Origin of the sequence: Paraburkholderia sp. Cpub6 (assembly GCF_014201065.1) — a bacterium.
Lineage (GTDB): Bacteria > Pseudomonadota > Gammaproteobacteria > Burkholderiales > Burkholderiaceae > Paraburkholderia > Paraburkholderia tuberum.
In genome coordinates this window covers 167,127-184,528 of the sequence record NZ_JACHDM010000010.1, presented here as the reverse complement: position 1 = coordinate 184,528, position 17,402 = coordinate 167,127, and the positions used below count along the sequence as shown (strand labels likewise).

The 17,402-nt window shown below is 63.1% G+C and carries 11 protein-coding genes and 4 pseudogenes; 9 read left to right on the top strand and 6 right to left on the bottom strand.

The genetic code is table 11. The features are described 5' to 3' along the window. Positions 1–63 precede the first annotated feature (63 nt). Both HDG33_RS19075 and HDG33_RS19070 read left to right on the top strand, forming a co-directional pair. Positions 64–1,398, top strand: coding sequence for a glutamine synthetase family protein (locus HDG33_RS19075; RefSeq protein ID WP_184032116.1), 1,335 nt, complete (start codon positions 64–66; stop codon positions 1,396–1,398). A 50-nt stretch (positions 1,399–1,448) separates the two neighbouring features. Further along, a complete protein-coding gene (locus HDG33_RS19070) occupies positions 1,449–2,903 on the top strand; it encodes an aspartate aminotransferase family protein (RefSeq protein ID WP_184032115.1) in 1,455 nt (484 codons plus the stop codon). A gap of 170 nt (positions 2,904–3,073) precedes the next feature. On the opposite strand, the gene HDG33_RS19065 is transcribed toward HDG33_RS19070, so the two are convergent. Beyond that, complete coding sequence (locus HDG33_RS19065) at positions 3,074–4,939, bottom strand: alkaline phosphatase family protein (protein WP_184032114.1); 1,866 nt, start codon at positions 4,937–4,939, stop codon at positions 3,074–3,076. Positions 4,940–5,487: 548 nt separating this feature from the next. Here HDG33_RS19065 and HDG33_RS19060 point away from each other — a divergent pair. Then, entirely contained in the window at positions 5,488–6,219 is a 732-nt protein-coding gene (locus HDG33_RS19060) for a DUF2278 family protein (RefSeq protein WP_184032113.1), read from the top strand. Between the two features lie 132 nt (positions 6,220–6,351). On the opposite strand, the gene HDG33_RS19055 is transcribed toward HDG33_RS19060, so the two are convergent. The 4 genes and pseudogenes from HDG33_RS19055 to mdlC all read right to left on the bottom strand — a co-directional run bounded on the left by HDG33_RS19055 (position 6,352) and on the right by mdlC (position 10,117). Further along, positions 6,352–7,776, bottom strand: coding sequence for an MFS transporter (locus HDG33_RS19055; protein WP_184032112.1), 1,425 nt, complete (start codon positions 7,774–7,776; stop codon positions 6,352–6,354). Positions 7,777–7,903: 127 nt separating this feature from the next. Then, positions 7,904–8,278, bottom strand: coding sequence for an aldehyde dehydrogenase family protein (locus tag HDG33_RS19050; protein ID WP_311548349.1), 375 nt, complete (start codon positions 8,276–8,278; stop codon positions 7,904–7,906). 48 nt (positions 8,279–8,326) lie between these two features. Beyond that, positions 8,327–8,421 (bottom strand): annotated as a pseudogene (locus HDG33_RS38325) (hypothetical protein); the annotation flags it as partial. Positions 8,422–8,473: 52 nt separating this feature from the next. Next, entirely contained in the window at positions 8,474–10,117 is a 1,644-nt protein-coding gene (gene mdlC, locus HDG33_RS19045) for a benzoylformate decarboxylase (protein WP_184032111.1), read from the bottom strand. A 104-nt stretch (positions 10,118–10,221) separates the two neighbouring features. Here mdlC and HDG33_RS19040 point away from each other — a divergent pair, with 104 nt between their 5' ends. The 6 genes and pseudogenes from HDG33_RS19040 (at position 10,222) to HDG33_RS19015 (ending at position 16,240) form a co-directional block, all read left to right on the top strand. After that, entirely contained in the window at positions 10,222–11,139 is a 918-nt protein-coding gene (locus HDG33_RS19040) for a LysR family transcriptional regulator (RefSeq protein WP_184032110.1), read from the top strand. Between the two features lie 129 nt (positions 11,140–11,268). Further along, positions 11,269–11,550 (top strand): annotated as a pseudogene (locus HDG33_RS19035) (5-oxoproline transporter, DUF969 family subunit); the annotation flags it as partial. A gap of 58 nt (positions 11,551–11,608) precedes the next feature. Beyond that, a pseudogene (locus tag HDG33_RS19030) lies at positions 11,609–11,782 on the top strand (5-oxoproline transporter, DUF979 family subunit); the annotation flags it as partial. Positions 11,783–11,792: 10 nt separating this feature from the next. Further along, positions 11,793–12,803 (top strand): DUF2891 domain-containing protein, encoded by a 1,011-nt coding sequence (locus tag HDG33_RS19025; protein WP_184032109.1) that lies wholly within the window; start codon positions 11,793–11,795, stop codon positions 12,801–12,803. A 154-nt stretch (positions 12,804–12,957) separates the two neighbouring features. Further along, positions 12,958–15,378, top strand: coding sequence for a DNA polymerase II (locus HDG33_RS19020; RefSeq protein WP_184032108.1), 2,421 nt, complete (start codon positions 12,958–12,960; stop codon positions 15,376–15,378). A gap of 490 nt (positions 15,379–15,868) precedes the next feature. Continuing rightward, positions 15,869–16,240 carry a BON domain-containing protein gene (locus HDG33_RS19015; protein ID WP_018423351.1) on the top strand — a complete coding sequence of 124 codons (372 nt, stop codon included), beginning with the start codon at positions 15,869–15,871 and terminating at the stop codon, positions 16,238–16,240. Between the two features lie 111 nt (positions 16,241–16,351). Here HDG33_RS19015 and HDG33_RS19010 read toward each other — a convergent pair. Further along, positions 16,352–17,344 (bottom strand): annotated as a pseudogene (locus HDG33_RS19010) (MFS transporter); the annotation flags it as partial. Positions 17,345–17,402 lie beyond the last annotated feature (58 nt).

The following is a 17,402-nucleotide window of genomic DNA, read 5'->3' as shown; positions in this document are numbered from 1 at the left end:
GCATGAATACACGAAACCCTGCACACATGACCCAGGTCGCGGACCAGAACAGAGAGAACAATCATGCATGACATCGACGAATTTCTGAAAAAGCATCATGTCACCGAAATCGAAGCAATTATTCCGGACATGGCCGGCATCGCGCGCGGCAAGATCATTCCGCGCAGCAAGTTCGAATCGGGCGAATCGATGCGTCTGCCGCAGGCGGTGATGATCCAGACCGTCACCGGCGACTATCCGCAAAGCGATTCGCTGACCGGCGTCACCGATCCCGACATGGTGTGCGTACCCGACGCGAGCACGATCCGGATGATTCCGTGGGCAGTCGACCCGACCGCGCAGGTGATTCACGATTGCGTGCATTTCGACGGCACCCCGGTCGAAATCTCGCCGCGCTGTGTGTTGCGGCGCGTGCTCGATCTATATAAGGCGCGCGGCTGGAAACCGGTAATCGCGCCGGAGCTCGAGTTCTATCTGGTCGACATGAACCGCGATCCCGATCTGCCGTTGCAACCGCCGGTCGGACGTACGGGTCGCGCGGAAACCGGACGCCAGGCGTATTCGATCGAAGCGGTCAACGAATTCGACCCGTTGTTCGAAGACATCTACGAGTACTGCGACGTGCAGGAACTCGAAGTCGATACGCTGATACACGAAGTCGGCGCCGCGCAGATGGAAATCAACTTCATGCACGGCGATCCGCTCAAGCTCGCGGACAGTGTGTTTCTCTTCAAGCGCACCGTGCGCGAAGCAGCGTTGCGTCACAAGATGTACGCGACTTTCATGGCGAAGCCGATGGAAGGTGAGCCGGGCTCGGCGATGCACATGCATCAAAGCCTCGTCGATATGGAAACCGGCCGCAACCTCTTCACCGCCGCCGACGGCGAGCCGACCTCGCTGTTCACCGGCTTTATCGCCGGCTTGCAGAAATACACGCCGGCGCTAATGCCGATCTTCGCGCCGTACATCAATTCGTACCGGCGTCTGTCGCGTTTCATGGCCGCGCCGATCAATGTCGCGTGGGGTTATGACAATCGCACGGTCGGCTTCCGGGTTCCGCATTCCGCGCCGGTCGCGCGCCGCATCGAGAACCGGATTCCGGGTGTCGATTGCAATCCGTATCTGGCGATTGCCGCGACCTTGGCGGCGGGCTATCTCGGCATCACGCAGCGGCTCGCCGCGACCGAACCGCTGGCGAGCGACGGCTATGCCCTGCCCTATCAATTACCGCGCAATCTCGAAGAAGGCTTGACGTCGATGAGCGCGTGCGAGCCGATTGCCGAAGTACTCGGCGAACAGTTCGTCCGAGCATATCTCGCCTTGAAAGAGACCGAATACGAAGCGTTTTTCCGCGTGATCAGTTCGTGGGAACGCCGGCATTTGCTGCTGCACGTTTGAGTGCTGCGGGCCAATCGGTCAATGAGAACCTTGAAAAGACGGAGGGCAGTATGAGCTATAAGACTGAAGACTTGATGTATGCGGAAAAGGAAACGTCGCAGCATGGCGGCACGAAGGACGCGCCGACCTCGCAAGCCACATCGCGCAGCACCGCCGAATACCGCGCGCTCGATGCCGCGCATCACATCCATCCGTTCTCGGATATGGGCTCGCTCAATCGCGCGGGTTCTCGCGTGATCGTCAAGGCGCAAGGCGTGTACCTGTGGGACTCGGAGGGCAACAAGATCATCGACGGCATGGCGGGACTCTGGTGCGTGAACATCGGCTACGGCCGCCAGGAACTGGCCGACGCCGCATTCCGGCAGATGCGGGAACTGCCGTACTACAACACGTTCTTCAAGACGACGCATCCGCCCGTGATTGAACTGTCTGCCCTGCTCGCCGAACTGACGCCCGCGCCATTCAATCACTTCTTCTACTGCAACAGCGGCTCGGAAGGCAACGACACCGTGCTGCGCATCGTCCATCAATACTGGGCGACGCAACGACAGCCCGCGAGGAAGTTCGTCATCGCGCGCAAAAACGCTTATCACGGGTCGACGATCGCGGGCGGCACGCTCGGCGGCATGGCTTATATGCACGAGCAGATGCCATCGAAAGTCGAGAACATCGTACATATCGATCAGCCCTATTTCTTCGGCGAAGCGGCAAGCGATCAGACGCCGGAAGAATTCGCACTGGCTCGCGCGCGGCAGCTCGAAGCGAAGATTCTCGAACTCGGTGCGGACAATGTCGCCGCATTTATCGGTGAGCCTTTCCAGGGAGCGGGCGGCGTGATTTTTCCGGCTGACACGTATTGGCCGGAAATCGAGCGCATTTGCCGCAAGTACGACGTGCTGCTCGTCGCGGACGAAGTGATCGGCGGCTTCGGCCGAACCGGCGAATGGTTCGCGCATCAGCACTTCGGCTTCGAGCCGGACCTGATCACGCTCGCGAAGGGACTGACGAGCGGTTACGTGCCGATGGGGGCTGTCGGTCTACATGATCGCGTCGCCCGCGCACTGATCGACAACGGTGACTTCAATCATGGCCTCACCTACTCCGGGCATCCGGTCGCGGCGGCCGTCGCGCTTGCGAATCTGAAACTGCTGCGCGACGAGGGGATCGTGGAGCGCGTCAAAGTGGATACGGGTCCGTACTTTCAGAACAAACTGCGTGAGACGTTCGCCGGTCATCCTATCGTTGGCGAGATCAGCGGCGCGGGCCTCGTGGCGGGCGTGCAACTCGCCGAGGAGCCGCTCGGGCGCAAGCGCTTCGCGAATGGCGGCGATGTCGGTACGATGTGCCGCGACTTCTGCTTCAACGGCAATCTGATCATGCGCGCGAGCGGCGACCGGATGTTGCTGTCGCCGCCGCTCGTGGTCAGCCGGCCGGAAATCGACGAAATCGTCTCGAAGGCAGAGGCGGCGATCGATGCGACCGCGCGACAGGTGGGCATCCGATAGCACTGCGTGGTTGCGATTCAGTTTCCCTCAGCCCTCGAGTGCCCGCACAGCCTTCAAATCGCCGGTCAGCCGCAGGATCGCACCAATCATCTGCCCCCCGTGACCGCCGCCGGAACGCGCGGCGGTCCTACTTTACGTTGTACCGGTCGCGCGAGCATTCCAGGTTATGGTCAGAAAGGCCACCAGCCCTTACCGCCGTTGCCTGCATCATGGTCCGGGTGCGACCCGTCATGATGCCCGTGCTCGTCGGAGTCCCGGTCGAAGTCGAAAAGATCGAACAGGTCGCCGATCGCGGGCGCATTGACCGGCACGTATGGGTTGTCGCTGTGCTGGACCGGGTTCGGCAAGTTGTCACGACTACGCCCGGTAATCGGTGGCAGCCCCCAGTTGCGTTCGATGAACTTGACCAACGACGCGTGATCCGCATAGCCGTGCGAAATGCGCCCGCCAGCGGAATACTTCGACACTGCGATCATCGGGATACGCGAGCCGTCACCAAAGTAGTCGACGGGCTGCACATAGCCGGAATCGTAGTAGCCGCCGCCCTCGTCGGTGGTGATGAGGATCGCCGTAGTGGCCCATAGCTTCGGATCGCTCTTCACCGCGTCGACCAGTTTTCTCACGAATGCCTCGTAAAGCCCAAACTTCGACGATGTCGGATGCCCATCGAGCAGTCCGCCTGGCTTCACGAACGACACAGCTGGCAGCTTGCCCGCCTGGATATCCGCGTACAGGTCTGGCAAGTCCGCAAGATGTGTGTCCCGGACGTGCTTGTTCGTCATGATCGACGTCTCGTACAGGAACGGATTGCAGATGTTGCAGTAGACGCTTGTCGACGGATCCTTGATGAAGCTGTTCCAGCCCTCCCCGTAGTACTTCCACGGGATCTCGCGATCGAGCAGCGTGTCCCCGACGGTGCGCACGGGTGACGGGGGGATCGTGAACGGCGACTTCGTTGTGTCGAGCACCGTGCCGTCGCCGTTATATCCCGGGTTGTAATTGTTGAGCAGGTAATAGTGCTTCGGCGCGCAGTTCGGCTTGGGATCGTAGGGCAGCGATTCAAGGTATTGGCGGATCGCGCCGACGCCGGGCTGGCCCGGATCCGAACAGTTGCTATAGCTGCCCCCCGAGTAACCGTCCTGGGTGTACCAGTTGTTGGTGCCGGCCAACGGATCAGGGTTCTCGATCTGATCCGACGGCGGCGTTGCCGCATTGCCGCTGCCGTCGGTGTAGTAGTACGCATCAGCCGCACCGATCATGATGCTGTTCGCCCCGGTTCCGCCCATCACCGGTTGGTGATAGTTATCGCTCATCGCGTATTGCTGGGCCAGTTTCGTGAAGTACGGCATGTCGCCGTTGTTCACGTTGTAGAAGCCGAGCGCATTCGAGCCTTCGCCGGTGGTCTGATCGGTAAAAGGCGTCGGTTGCGGCTTGCCGTTGCTGCCCGCGCCGATGGTGGTCTCCACCCAGGCGAACAGATCGCCGAGGCACCCGCTCGGATTCTCGCGGCTCGCATGTGCGACGGCACAATCCGCTTGCTGCCACGCCTGATAGAAGCGGTGCACCGGACCGCCCATGTACGCATCGTAGAGTGGCGGCTGCAACAGATATGGACCGCTCGGCAACGCGTTGTAGTTGGCCACCCGCGAATCCTTTACATCCTTCGGCAGTCCGGTCGCGCCGCTCAGCAACTGATCGATGTCGGACGCCTCGAGTGCCGTGCCTTCGGCCTGCACGGCCGCATCGTGAGTCGCGAAAGGTGGCGGACTTGCGTCGCTAGCCGCCGTCGGCGCACCGCCGGTATTGGGGGCCGGCAGCGGCATGTACGGGGTTTTGTTCGGCGGGGCTACCGCGAATTTTGCCGGTCCAACCAGTTGCGCTTCGTATTGCTGCGCCTTGTTGAAGTTCGGGCCCGGCGAACCATCAGCATTGACGATGCCCTGCGACAGCAGATTCCACACTGATTGGCCTTGCGGGGGTTTGTAGGTGCCGAACACGTGGTCGAACGTTCGGTTTTCGCCGACAACGATGATCACATGCTTGATTGGCGTTAGGGTCTGGGCCGCATGATCGTCCCTTGCCGCAGACACCCCTGTGGGCATCGTAGCGAATGCGAGCGCGGCCGCGCCCGCAACTGCTGACATCGAAAGTCGTAGGTACAGCTTATTGCATCGTTGTGACAGGTGGAATGTCGCCATTTGCCGTCTCCTTACCGTTGGTTACAACGGTAAGACCTTAGGGTTCCTGCATGAACATGGAGAGTCGTTCGCACTACAGTTGGCTGTCGTCGGACTGCCTGAACGCATTGCGTCCACGAAAGGGCGATTGATTACTGACAAGTGTCCGAAACGGCCGAACCATGGCTACGAATGGCCGGTTATCGACGTCGGCGGCATGACATTTGCGCTGGTCAAACGGGCTCGGTGGGCGGCCGGCTCGTTGATCATTGCTCGCACACCGCAATAGCGTTGGGACAAAAACATTGCAGGCGTATGACAGCGGGCGCGGTTGTTTATCGACGTGTAGCACCGTATGCTTGGATACGTCGCTTTCCGTTCGTCAACTTCGAGAAGGTCATTCAGTCATGAACGAATACTGCATGTTCAAGGGAAAACTGCTGCGCGCGGCGCCCTTCAAAGATTCGTATATAGGCAGTCCGCACTATGTGATCACGGTGACTGGCAACGACAACACACCATTCAACATCGTCGTCAATTCGGCGTCGACGCAACCGGGCGCAAGCGGTAACGACGACGTGTACTTCCATGCCGATCTGAACTTCGCCGATCCACTCACCGCGAAACTGCAGCCCCTGAACCTCGGCCTCTACACGAGCGGCTTTCCACGGCTTGATTACTTCCAGGACAGCAGCCTGCTCGACATTCACCGCATGCGGCCGGTCCCCTACGAGGATCAAAACGGCAACCGCGCCGACGTCAACGACATCATCGACGAAATCCTCACCATCGACGAAAGCAAGCCGTCGCAAAGTCTGCCCTACGACAACGGCAGCGGCCAGTTGCACAACCGCGATTTCTGGACACCGACCACCGCGGGCATCGTTGTCTATGGGTTCGGCTTTCTGTTTCTGCCGAAGAAGGACGGTCTTCACGAGACTCACATGAATCAGGGCAATCCGCGCGGCCCGCATTACAACGAAAACGGCGCGTTCCAGGACGGCGCGGTGATCGTGCAGCGCGCCGATGGGTTTGCCGCGATGTTTACCGCGTTTCAGACACAGTATTTGCCGACCAATGCGGCCGGCAATCCGGCGGCGAATGCAGTGGCGTTGCCCGTTTATATTCAGCGAGGTTGATAGCATCGCTCGTGCATGGGGCAAGTGGAAACCGCCGCGATGCGCGAGAAACAGGTTCTTGCAAAGGGGAAAATCAGATCGCGCGCAAAAGTCCCTCGCGATACGAACGCACCGCGAGAGACGTCGCGTCGATCAGCGCGCGCTCGCGGCGCCTCGACGCGGAATATGCCGCCGCACCACCGCCAGCGCGATCAGCACGATGACCATTGCGATACCGAGCATCAGCAGATAGCCCGATGCGCCACCGGCCGTGATCACCGCGGCACCGGCGAATGCGCTCAGAATCGCGCCGACGCGGCCGAACGCGAGTGCCGACGCGGTGCCCGTCGCCCGCACGCTGGTCGGATAGACGTATGCGCACAGCGCGTACATCGTCGATTGCACCGCATTGACGAACAGACCGTGCAAGCCGAGACCGACGATCATCAACGCCGTATGCTGCGTCGCGCTGACGCCGAGCAGCATCCATGCACTCGCGACGCCGCCCGCGCAGCACAGCAGCAGCGGCCAGCGCGAGCCGTAGCGTCCGATCGCCAGCGCGCACAGCACCGCGCCGATTACGCCGCCGAGGTTGTACGCGCTCAGGCCATAGCCCGCGAGCGACACGCTCAAGCCCTCACTCGTCAGCATCGACGGCAGCCAGCTGAACGCCGCATACACCGCGAGCAGGCACATGAAGAACGCGCCCCAGATCGCGACGGTGTCGCGCGAACGGCCATCGCGGAACAGCGCGGCAAAGCCGACGTGTTTCTCAGCGCTTTGTTCGCGCACATCGGTGAAGCTCGCATCGGCCGACACGTCGCGCGCCATGCGCCGCAGCAGCTTCACGAGTTCGGGCCAGCGATGCGGACGGCGTGCCAGAAAACGCGGCGATTCCGGCAGCGCCGCGAGCAGGACGATGGCGAGCACGAGCGGCAGCACACCACCCGCTACGAACAGACCTCGCCAGCCATAAACCGGCAGCACCTGGCCGGCGAACAATCCCGCGACCATACCGCCCAGCGGCACGCACAGAATGGTCGCCGTCACCGCGAAGGTACGAAAACGCGCGGGCGTGAACTCGGCGGTCAGCGTCGTCGACGTCGGCAGCGCGCCGCCGATGCCGAGCCCCGCGATAAAGCGCAGCGCCGCAATGGCCGCGACGTTCGGCGCGAGACTGATCGCGCAGGTCGCCAGGCCGAACACGAACACGCTGCCGATCACGGCCCAGCGGCGGCCGAAGCGATCGGCGAACAGCCCCGCGAACGCGCTGCCGATACCCATGCCGACCAGCCCCGACGCAACCACCGGCGCAAACGCGTTGCGCGTGATGCCCCACTCCTTGGTCAGCATCGGAATCGCGAAGCCGATCAGCTGGCTGTCGAAGCCGTCGACGACGATCGACAGCGCCGCGAGCACCACCGCGATTTTCTGCAGCAACGTGTAGGGGCCGTCGTCGAGTGCATGACCGATGTCGACCGTGTTGCCGCCGCGCGCGATGCCGGCGAGCGCCGCGTCGTCGCGCGCGGTCGCGGTCGCGGTCGAGGCCGCGGCCGAAGCGGGAGGAACGAAACTCATGAACCTGTCTCCGTTGTTTGCGCTGCACGCGCGTTGTTCGATTTTTTTTGCTGTCGGCAGTACGGTGCGACGCGATGGCCCGCTTCGGCGAGCTGGCCGCCGAACAGCAAGCCCATCGCGACGCTCCTCATCGGAACGGATAGTGACGCGGCGTCGTTTGCAGCGTGACCCAGCGCAGATCGGTGAATTCCGCGATCCCCGCCTTGCCGCCGAAGCGGCCGAAGCCACTCGCCTTCACGCCGCCGAACGGCATCTGCGCTTCGTCGTGCACGGTCGGGCCGTTCACGTGACAAATGCCCGACTCGATGCATTTAGCGACGTTCAGCGCGCGCGCCGTGTCGCGGCTGAACACCGCCGCCGACAGGCCGTATTCGTTGTCGTTCGCACACGCGATTGCGGCTTCCTCGCCACGCACGCGCACGATCGGCTTGACCGGCCCGAACGATTCGTCGTGATAGATGCGCATGTCTCGCTCGGTCCGAGCGCGGACCACACCGGAAATGCGGCCGCGGCGGCAGCGACGGCGGCCACGGCATCTTCGACGGTCGCGGCCGGCGCGAGCGTCGCGACTTCGCCGTCGAGCGGACTGCGGCGCTCGAAGGTCGCGCCGTTGCGCGCCTGTGTCTGCTCGCCGCCGATCAGCATCGGTACGTTTTTCATCGTAGGTCTCTCTCCTTTTCGTGAATGGGAAGCGCCGTTACGCGACGATCGCTTCGACGAGCGTGGGACCGCTTTTCACGTCACCTTCGGTCAGCGCGCGACGCAACACGTCGGCAAGTTCAGTCGCCTCGCTGACGCGCGCGCCAGGGCAACCCATGCCCGCCGCGATCGTCACGAAGTCGAGGCCCGGCAGGTCCGTGCCCTGCACGGTCTCGCCAGGCGCGAAACCGAACACCGGCGCGAAATCCTGCAACGCCGCGTAGCGCGTGTTGTTCAGGATCACGAATGTGATCGGTAGCTGCATCTGCACCGCGCTCCAGATCGCCTGAATCGAGTACATGCTCGAACCGTCGCCGATCAGCGCGATCACGCGCTCGCCCGGCCGCGCAAGCGCGACGCCGACCGCCGCCGGCATGCCGTAGCCGAGGCCGCCGCTGTCCATCGTCAGGAACGTGCCGGCGCGCGCGATCGGCAGATAGGTCTGCATGATGGGCCGCGAGCTCGGCGCTTCCTCGACGACGATGCCATCGGGATCGCGCACTTCGGCGAGTGTCTGCAACGCGAACGCGACCGACATCCGCTCGCCCCGCGCGGGCGGCAGCGCGCGCGGCGCCACCGCGCGCGGCGCGGGCAACTCACGCGCTTTGGGCGCGGCGCGCGCGAGCAGATCCTGCACGCCGAGCCGCACGTTGCCGACCGCGGCGATGCCCTGCGGCGTCCATGCGGCAATGCCCGGATCGTCGATCAACTGACACAGCCGCGAGCCCGGCGGCACATGCGGACCATTGCCTTCGACGTGATACGTGAACGCTGGCGCGCCGATCACGAAGATCGCGTCGTGCGCGCCGAGCAACTCGACGATGCGCTCACGCAGCGCCGGCAAAAAGCCCGCGAACAGGCGGTGCGTTTCGGGGAAGCTGCAACGTCCTGTCATCGGCGCGACGTAGACGCGCGCGGAATGCCGCTCCGCGAGGCGCACGACTTCAGCCGCCGCGTCCGCGCGATCGACCGCGCCACCGACCACGAACGCGGGCCGCTCGCACGCGTCGAGCACCGTGCCGATGCGTTCGAGCATTGCCGGATCGGGTCGCATGATGTGCGCGACCTCGCGGTCGGCCACGCGCTCGGCAGGCTGATCCCAGTCGTCGGCGGGAATCGACACGAACACCGGGCCGCGTGGCTCCTGCATCGAGATCGCGTACGCACGCGCGATCGCGAGCGGCACATCCTGCGCGCGAGCCGGCTCGATGCTCCACTTCACGTAGGGCTTCGGCAATTCGGTGGCCTGGGTCGCGGCGAGGAACGGTTCGAACGGCAGGATCGAGCGGGCCTGCTGACCCGCGGTGACGACGAGCGGCGTGCGGTTGCGAAACGCCGTGAAGATATTGCCCATCGCATTGCCGACGCCCGCCGCCGAATGCAGGTTCACGAGCGCCGCGTTGCCGGTGGTCTGCGCGTAGCCGTCGGCCATGCCGACCACGACCGCTTCCTGAAGACCGAGCACGTAGCGGAAATCCGCGGGGAAATCGCGGAACATCGGCAGCTCGGTCGAGCCCGGGTTCGCGAAGATCGACGTCATGCCGACGCGGCGCGCGAAGTCGATGACCGCGTCGCGTACGGTCCACGGCGTGCTCTGTTCTATTGCGTGTGCCTGATTCTGCCGCGGCGCGCTGCTTGTCATGCGAAGTCTCCTGTCTGGTGAGCGCGAAAAATCGAATGGCCATTATCACGGCCGCCCGGGTAGCCGAAAATTGCCCAATTCGCAAAAAGGCATTACCTTTCGGCATGACTTACAACCTGCAACAACTGCAGGCGTTCGCGGTGATCGTCGAGAGCGGCAGCCTCGGACGCGCCGCCGAAGCGCTGCACATCACACAGCCGGCCTTGAGCCGGACCATCCGACGTCTCGAGGAACAGGTCGGCGCGCCGCTGTTCGAGCGGCATTCGCGCGGCATGCATTTGACCGCGGTCGGCGAGGCGCTGCTGCCGCACGCGAACCTGTTGCAACGCGAAGCCGAACAGGCGCGCGAGGAAATCGACGCGATGCGCGGCCTCGCGCGCGGCACGATCCGCGTCGGCGCGGTCGGCAGCATCGCGAGCCTCGTGCTGCCGCTCGCGGTGAGCGGCGTGTTGACGAAGTGGCCGAACCTGCGCGTGGAGATCATCGAGGGCGTGTGGGACCGGCTCGCCGATGCGCTCGTCAAACGTCAGATCGATCTTGCGCTCAGCATGGCCGTGCCCGATACCGACGAGATCACCGCGATCGCCGATTGCCGCTGGGAAGACGCGAGCTACGTGGTCGCCGCGCTCGATCATCCGCTGCGGCGCAAGCCCGACCTCACGCTCGCCGACACGCTGGGCGAACGCTGGGCGATTCCGCCACGCGGCACCGGCCCGTTCGAGCACATGCAGAGCGTGTTTGCCGCGCGCGGGCTGGGACTGCCGAACGTCGTCGTCGAAACGCGCTCGGTTACGGCGCTGAAGAGCCTGGTCGCGCGTTCGGGTTTTCTGAGCTGGATGGCTTCGACGATGTACGTGACCGAAAGCAAGGCCGGCGTGTTCGATACGCTCGGCGTCCCAGGCGTGGTCGGGCGGCGCACGTTGACCGCGTTCCGGCGGCGCCAGGGGATTCTGCCGAGCCCGGCGGTCAAGCTGCTGGAGCAGTTGCGGCAGTTGACGGCGGAGGGCATGACCGCGGGTTGATCGTTTCCCGCACACGCTGCCACTTTCTCGGCGTTTACCCGATAAGTAGATTTTATCGACTATTTATCAATAAAGTCTCGTGTTAGATTCCGTCGCCATGCGTCGGGGAAACGAAGCAAGGAGAGCCGGATGGGGGTTTTGATTGGCGTGCCGATCGTGGTACTCGGCTTCGCATTGCGCTTCAACGCGCTGCTGGTGGTGACGATCGCGGGCGTCGCGACCGGGATAGCCGCCGGCTTGCAGACGGTGGAGATCGTCAGCGCGTTCGGCAAGGCATTCGCGGATAACCGCTACATGGGCCTGATCTGGCTCACGCTGCCGGTCATCGCGCTGCTCGAACGCAACGGTCTGAAGCAACAGGCGCGGCATCTGATCTCGCGCCTGCATGCGGCCACCACCGGCCGCGTGCTCTGATCACGCTGGTCGGTACGCTGACGCTCAAGTACGCGCCCTTCGTCGAAACGAAGAATCTGGTTTCTGCGGCACGCTGATGACGCCGATGGCGGCGAACTTCAACATCGTCCCCGCCGCGCTGCTCGAACTGAAGGACCAGAACGGCGTGATCAAGGCGCAATGGCCGACCGCTTTACTATTGCTGATCGTCAACACCATACTGTTGTACGTGTTCGTATTCCGCTTCTGAGGAGCCGCCGATGACCACCCAGCTCACCCGCGAATTCGCGTCCAGATTCGCCAATGTCGCGCTCGCCCACCTCACGCGCGAATATCCGAACAAGCTCACGCATTCGCTTGGAGGACCGCAGGACGTACAGGGTCCGCGCGCCTTGCATCCGATCTTCTACGGCAGCTACGACTGGCATTCGTGCGTGCACGGCTACTGGCTGATCCTGCATCTGCTCGAACGCTTCCCCGATCTGCCCGAGGCCGCGCGCATCGTCGCCGTGGTCGACGAGCATTTCACCGCGGCGAACGTCGCCGGCGAACTCGCGTATCTGGAGCTGCCGCACAACCGCGGCTTCGAGCGGCCGTATGGCTGGGCGTGGCTGCTCGCGCTCGGCGCGCAGTTGCAGTCGATGAAAATCTCCGAAGCCGCGCGCTGGGCGAAGACGTTCGCGCCGCTCACCGAGGCGTTCGTCGAGCGCTTCGCGGAGTTCCTGCCAAAGGCAACCTATCCGCTGCGCGTCGGCACGCACTTCAACATGGCGTTCGCGCTCGCGCTGACGCTCGATTTCGCGCGGCAAACCTCGCGCGAATCGCTCGAGGCGCTGATCGTCAGCACCGCGGAGCGCTGGTATCTGGACGACGTCGCGTGTCAGGCGTGGGAGCCGGCCGGCGACGAGTTCCTGTCGCCGTCGCTGATGGAAGCGGAGTTGATGCGGCGTGTGTTGCCGTCGGCGCAGTTCGCCGACTGGTTCGGACGCTTCCTGCCTGACCTCGGCGCGAAAAAACCGGCGACGCTGTTCGAGCCCGTCACCGTGACCGATCGCAGCGACGGCAAGATCGCGCATCTGGACGGCCTCAATCTGAGCCGCGCGTGGTGCCAGCGTGCGCTCGCGCGTGCGCTGCCCGCCGGCGACGTGCGTCGCACCGTGCTGTTCGATGCGGCCGAGCGTCATCTGCACAGCGCGCTGCCGCATGTGACCGGCGACTACATGGGCGAGCACTGGCTCGCCACGTTCGCGACGCTGGCGCTCGAAGCTTGAGCGAACCGGGAACGAACTGAACCGGCTTTGAAGAGATAAAGCCGTGCTGGTTGGGCGCTTCAATGCGAAGCGCCCTTTTTATTGCCCGTTCAACAGTCCCTGCCTGCGGCGGTAAAATCGCGCAAGGCGATTGCGCCGCTTTAAAGGTGGAAGTTTGACTGAGTTCGAGCAGGGTTTCATTTTGACCCGACATTGGCGGGACACGCCCGCCGGCACGGAAATCGAGTTCTGGCTGGCCACGGACAGCGGGCCGCGCCACATCCGTCTGCGCCCTCAGCCGTCCGTCGCCTTCATTCCGGCCGAACATCGCGAACGCGCCGAAACGATCCTGCGCCGCGACGCGCCGCTCGATCTGCGTTCGCTCGAATTGCGCGACTTCCAGCATCGGCCGGTCAGCGGGCTTTACTGTGCGCAATACCGGCAATTGAAGGGCTTCGAGAAGCGCCTCAGAGAAGGCGGTGTCGATGTCTACGAAGCCGATATCCAGCCGCCCGAGCGCTACATGATGGAGCGCTTCATCACCGCGCCGGTGTGGTTCAGCGGCGTGCCGCAGCAGAATGGTCCGGGGCTCGATGGCCCCTGGCTCGACAGCGAACTCAAACCGTCCCACGACTATCGTCCGCCGTTGAAGCTCGTGTCGCTCGACATCGAAACGAGCGCACATGCCGAGCTATATTCGATCGCGCTCGAAGGCTGCGGCGAGCGGCAGGTGTATATGCTTGGGCCGCCGAATGGCAACATCGGGAACAACGGCAACATCGGCAACATCGGCAACGTCACCGACGCCATCGACTTCAAGCTCGAATACTGCGAAACCCGCGCACAGTTGCTCGAAAAGCTGATCGAGTGGATGGAGCGGCACGATCCCGATGCGATCATCGGCTGGAACCTCGTGCAGTTCGATCTGAAGGTACTGCAACAACATGCCGAGCAGTATCGCGTGCCGCTGCGCATCGGACGAGGCGGCGCGGTGATGGAGTGGCGCGAACACGGCGTCACGCGCAATCACTTTTTCGCGGGCGTGGCGGGTCGTTGGGTCATCGACGGCATCGAGGCATTGCGTTCGGCGACGTGGAGCTTCCCGTCGTTCAGCCTCGAATACGTGTCGCGCTCGGTGCTGGGCGAAGGCAAGGCGATCGACAATCCGTATCAGCGCATGGACGAAATCCAGCGCCGCTTCGACGAAGACAAGCCCGCGCTCGCGCGTTACAACCTGAAGGACTGCGAGCTCGTCACGCGTATCTTCGCGAAGACCGAGTTGCTGCCGTTCCTGCTCGAACGCGCGACCGTGACCGGCCTGCCCGCCGATCGCAGCGGCGGCTCGGTCGCGGCGTTCACGCATCTGTACATGCCGCGCATGCATCGGCAGGGCTATGTCGCGCCGAATCTCGGCGACGTGGCCGGCGCCGCGAGCCCCGGCGGCTTCGTGATGGATTCGCGGCCCGGGCTCTACGACTCGGTGCTCGTGCTCGACTACAAGAGCCTGTATCCGTCGATCATCCGCACGTTTCTGATCGACCCGCTCGGTCTGGTCGAAGGCATGCTGCATCCCGACGACGCGAGCTCGGTGCCGGGCTTTCTCGGCGCGCGCTTTTCACGCACGCGTCACTGCTTACCGTCGATCGTCGCGCAGGTGTGGCAGGCACGCGAAGCGGCCAAGCGCGAGCACAACAAGCCGCTATCGCAGGCGCTGAAGATCATCATGAACGCGTTCTATGGCGTGCTAGGCTCGACCGGCTGCCGCTTCTTCGATCCGCGGCTTGCGTCGTCGATCACGATGCGCGGCCACGAGATCATGCACACGACACGCGAGCTGATCGAGGCGCAAGGCTACGAGGTGATTTACGGCGACACCGATTCGACCTTCGTCTGGCTCAGGCACGCGCATGACGAGGAAGACGCCGCGCGCATCGGCCGCGCGCTCGTCGAACATATCAACGCGGCGTGGCGGCAGAAGCTGCCGGCGCGCTTCGGTATCGACAGCGCGTTGGAACTGCAGTTCGAGCGGCACTATCGGCGCTTTTTCATGCCGACGGTGCGCGGTGCCGAGGAAGGCAGCAAGAAACGCTACGCAGGACTTACGGTATTGCCGGACGGCCGCGAAGACGTGGTCTACAAAGGGCTCGAAACCGTGCGCACCGATTGGACGCCGCTTGCGCAGCAGTTTCAGCAGGAACTGTATCGGCGCATCTTCAAGCAGCAGCCGTATCAGGATTACGTGCGCGACTATGTGCGCGATACGCTCGCCGGCCGGCTCGACGATCAGCTCGTCTATCGCAAGCAGCTGCGCAGACCGATCGACGCTTACGAGCGCAACGTGCCACCGCATGTGCGCGCGGCACGCGTCGCCGATGAGTTCAATCGCCGGCAGGGACGTCCGCTGCAATATCAGAACGGCGGCTGGATCAGCTACGTGATGACGGTGGCCGGCCCCGAGCCGCTCGAAACGCTGCGCTCGGCGATCGACTACGAGCACTATCTGACGCGGCAATTGCAGCCGGTTGCCGACGCGATTCTGCCGTTGCTACGCGACGATTTCACGACGCTGATGTCGGGGCAGAAGCAGTTGTTCTGATCGGGGCGGCGAACGCGCGGCTGCGAGCATGGACGAATTGCCTACTTCACCATGGACGGGGGCTCGGCCTCTTCATCGGAGTGCGTGTTATGCACAGCAAAGGTGCGGCAGGGCGAGTTGGCGCGGGTCGCGTATCGCATGCTCCGCGCTCTCGAGGCCGGCGTAAATCGACGGCGCGAGTAACTGTGCCGCTACATCGGGGATGGCTAAAAATGTCAATCAGGCACCGGTGATCCGTGATTAAAGGCGGAAAAAAACTAATCCTTAGTTTCGATTTGAAATCCTATCAACGGAATCAGAGCGCCATCGTAATTTGAAGTATTGTAATTTCTTCGGTTGTCCGCGCAATTTGCCGGTTTGCATTGCTGCTTGACCTAACCCTTTATTGTCCTATAGTGCCATTTGATCCGCCTCAGAAATATTGTGGGGGCGTGTGTGTGATATCCCTGAATCTGTAGCCCCAACGATCTGCAACGACAGGAGAAGATGCATGAAAGCAATCCACGCCGTCAAACTGGTCGGTACCGCCCTTCTGATTTCGGGTTCGATTCACGCCTATGCGCAGGCGAGCAACGCTAACGCCCCTGAGTCTGCCCCGACCACGACGCCCGAAGCCCGATCGCATTACAAGTCAATGAAAGCAGCGAACCGGGCGCTACAGCGTCAGGTTCGAAATGCGCTGGTGAAAGACAGGAACATCTCAACGGCCAATATCACAGTTCGCGCCCGCGATGGTGCTGTCACGCTGCAGGGCAGCGTACCGCTTCAGGCAGAAAGCGACCGGGCAACCGAGGTGGCGAAAGGGGTACCTGGCGTAACTTCGGTCAGGAACGCGCTGTCGATCCGTCCTGTGGGCACCTGAAGCAGTCCTGGACCCCGCTTTGCAGGAAGGCCGGCGCTCTGACCGTGCATTCCATTGACGGCATAGCCAATGCGGCACATGGCGGCGGGCCGGCTCGACAGCCGGCCTTCGCTATGCGGATATCTTCTCGAGTTCGAGCCCTTTCGTCTTCGGCCCCATCAAGCCAATCGCCAGCATCACGATCAGCATCGCGCCCGCGATGAACACGAACACGCCGGTCGTGCCGAAGTAGCGCAACACGGCCGCGATCAGAAAGGCCGTGAAAATCGCGGAAAAGCGGCTCCACGAGTAGACGAAGCCGACCGCGCGCGCCCGGATGCTGGTCGGAAACAGTTCGGCCTGGTACGCGTGATAACTGTACGAAATGATGTTGCCGGCCAGCGTCAGGCACACCCCGAGGCTCACGAGGAGCACCGCACCCGATGCCTGACTGAACCACAACCCGCACACGATATTGACGCCGGCCATCACGACGATCACCGTCTTGCGCTCGAAGCGGTCGCCGATAAACAGCCCGATGATCGGACCGAGCGGCGCGGCCAATGCGATCACGCTCGAATACATCAGGCTCGTCGTGATCGTGATGCCCTGCTTGATCAGCAGCGTCGGCACCCAGTTCGCGAAGCCATAGAAGCCGACCGTCTGGAAGATGTTGAAGATCGTCATCATCAGCGTGCGGCTGCGGTACGGCGGTACCCACATGTCGCGGAAGCTGCCGCGCGGTGGGATCGGTACCGGCGGCGCCGGCGGCGGCAACTCGCGGCCATATTCGTGACGTACCTTCGCCTCGAGCGCGTTCATCACGCGGTCGGCTTCGGCGAGACGTCCTTGCTGCGCGAGCCAACGCGGGCTTTCCGGCAACGCGCGGCGAATCCACCAGACGAATAGCGCGCCATGCGCGCCGATCAGCACGACCCAGCGCCAGCCGTCCAGACCGAACAGCGTGCGCGGCACCAGCAGAAACGATAGAAACGCGACCACCGGCACGGCCGTGAAGCCGACCGCCTGCTCGCACGCGAACGCGCGGCCGCGGATCTGCTTCGGCACCAGCTCGGAGATGTACGTGCCGATCGTCACCAGTTCGACGCCGATGCCGACACCGGCGTGTTCCAATACAATTAAGCCAGTTAAAAAAACACCATTGGAACCACTTGCTGCAATG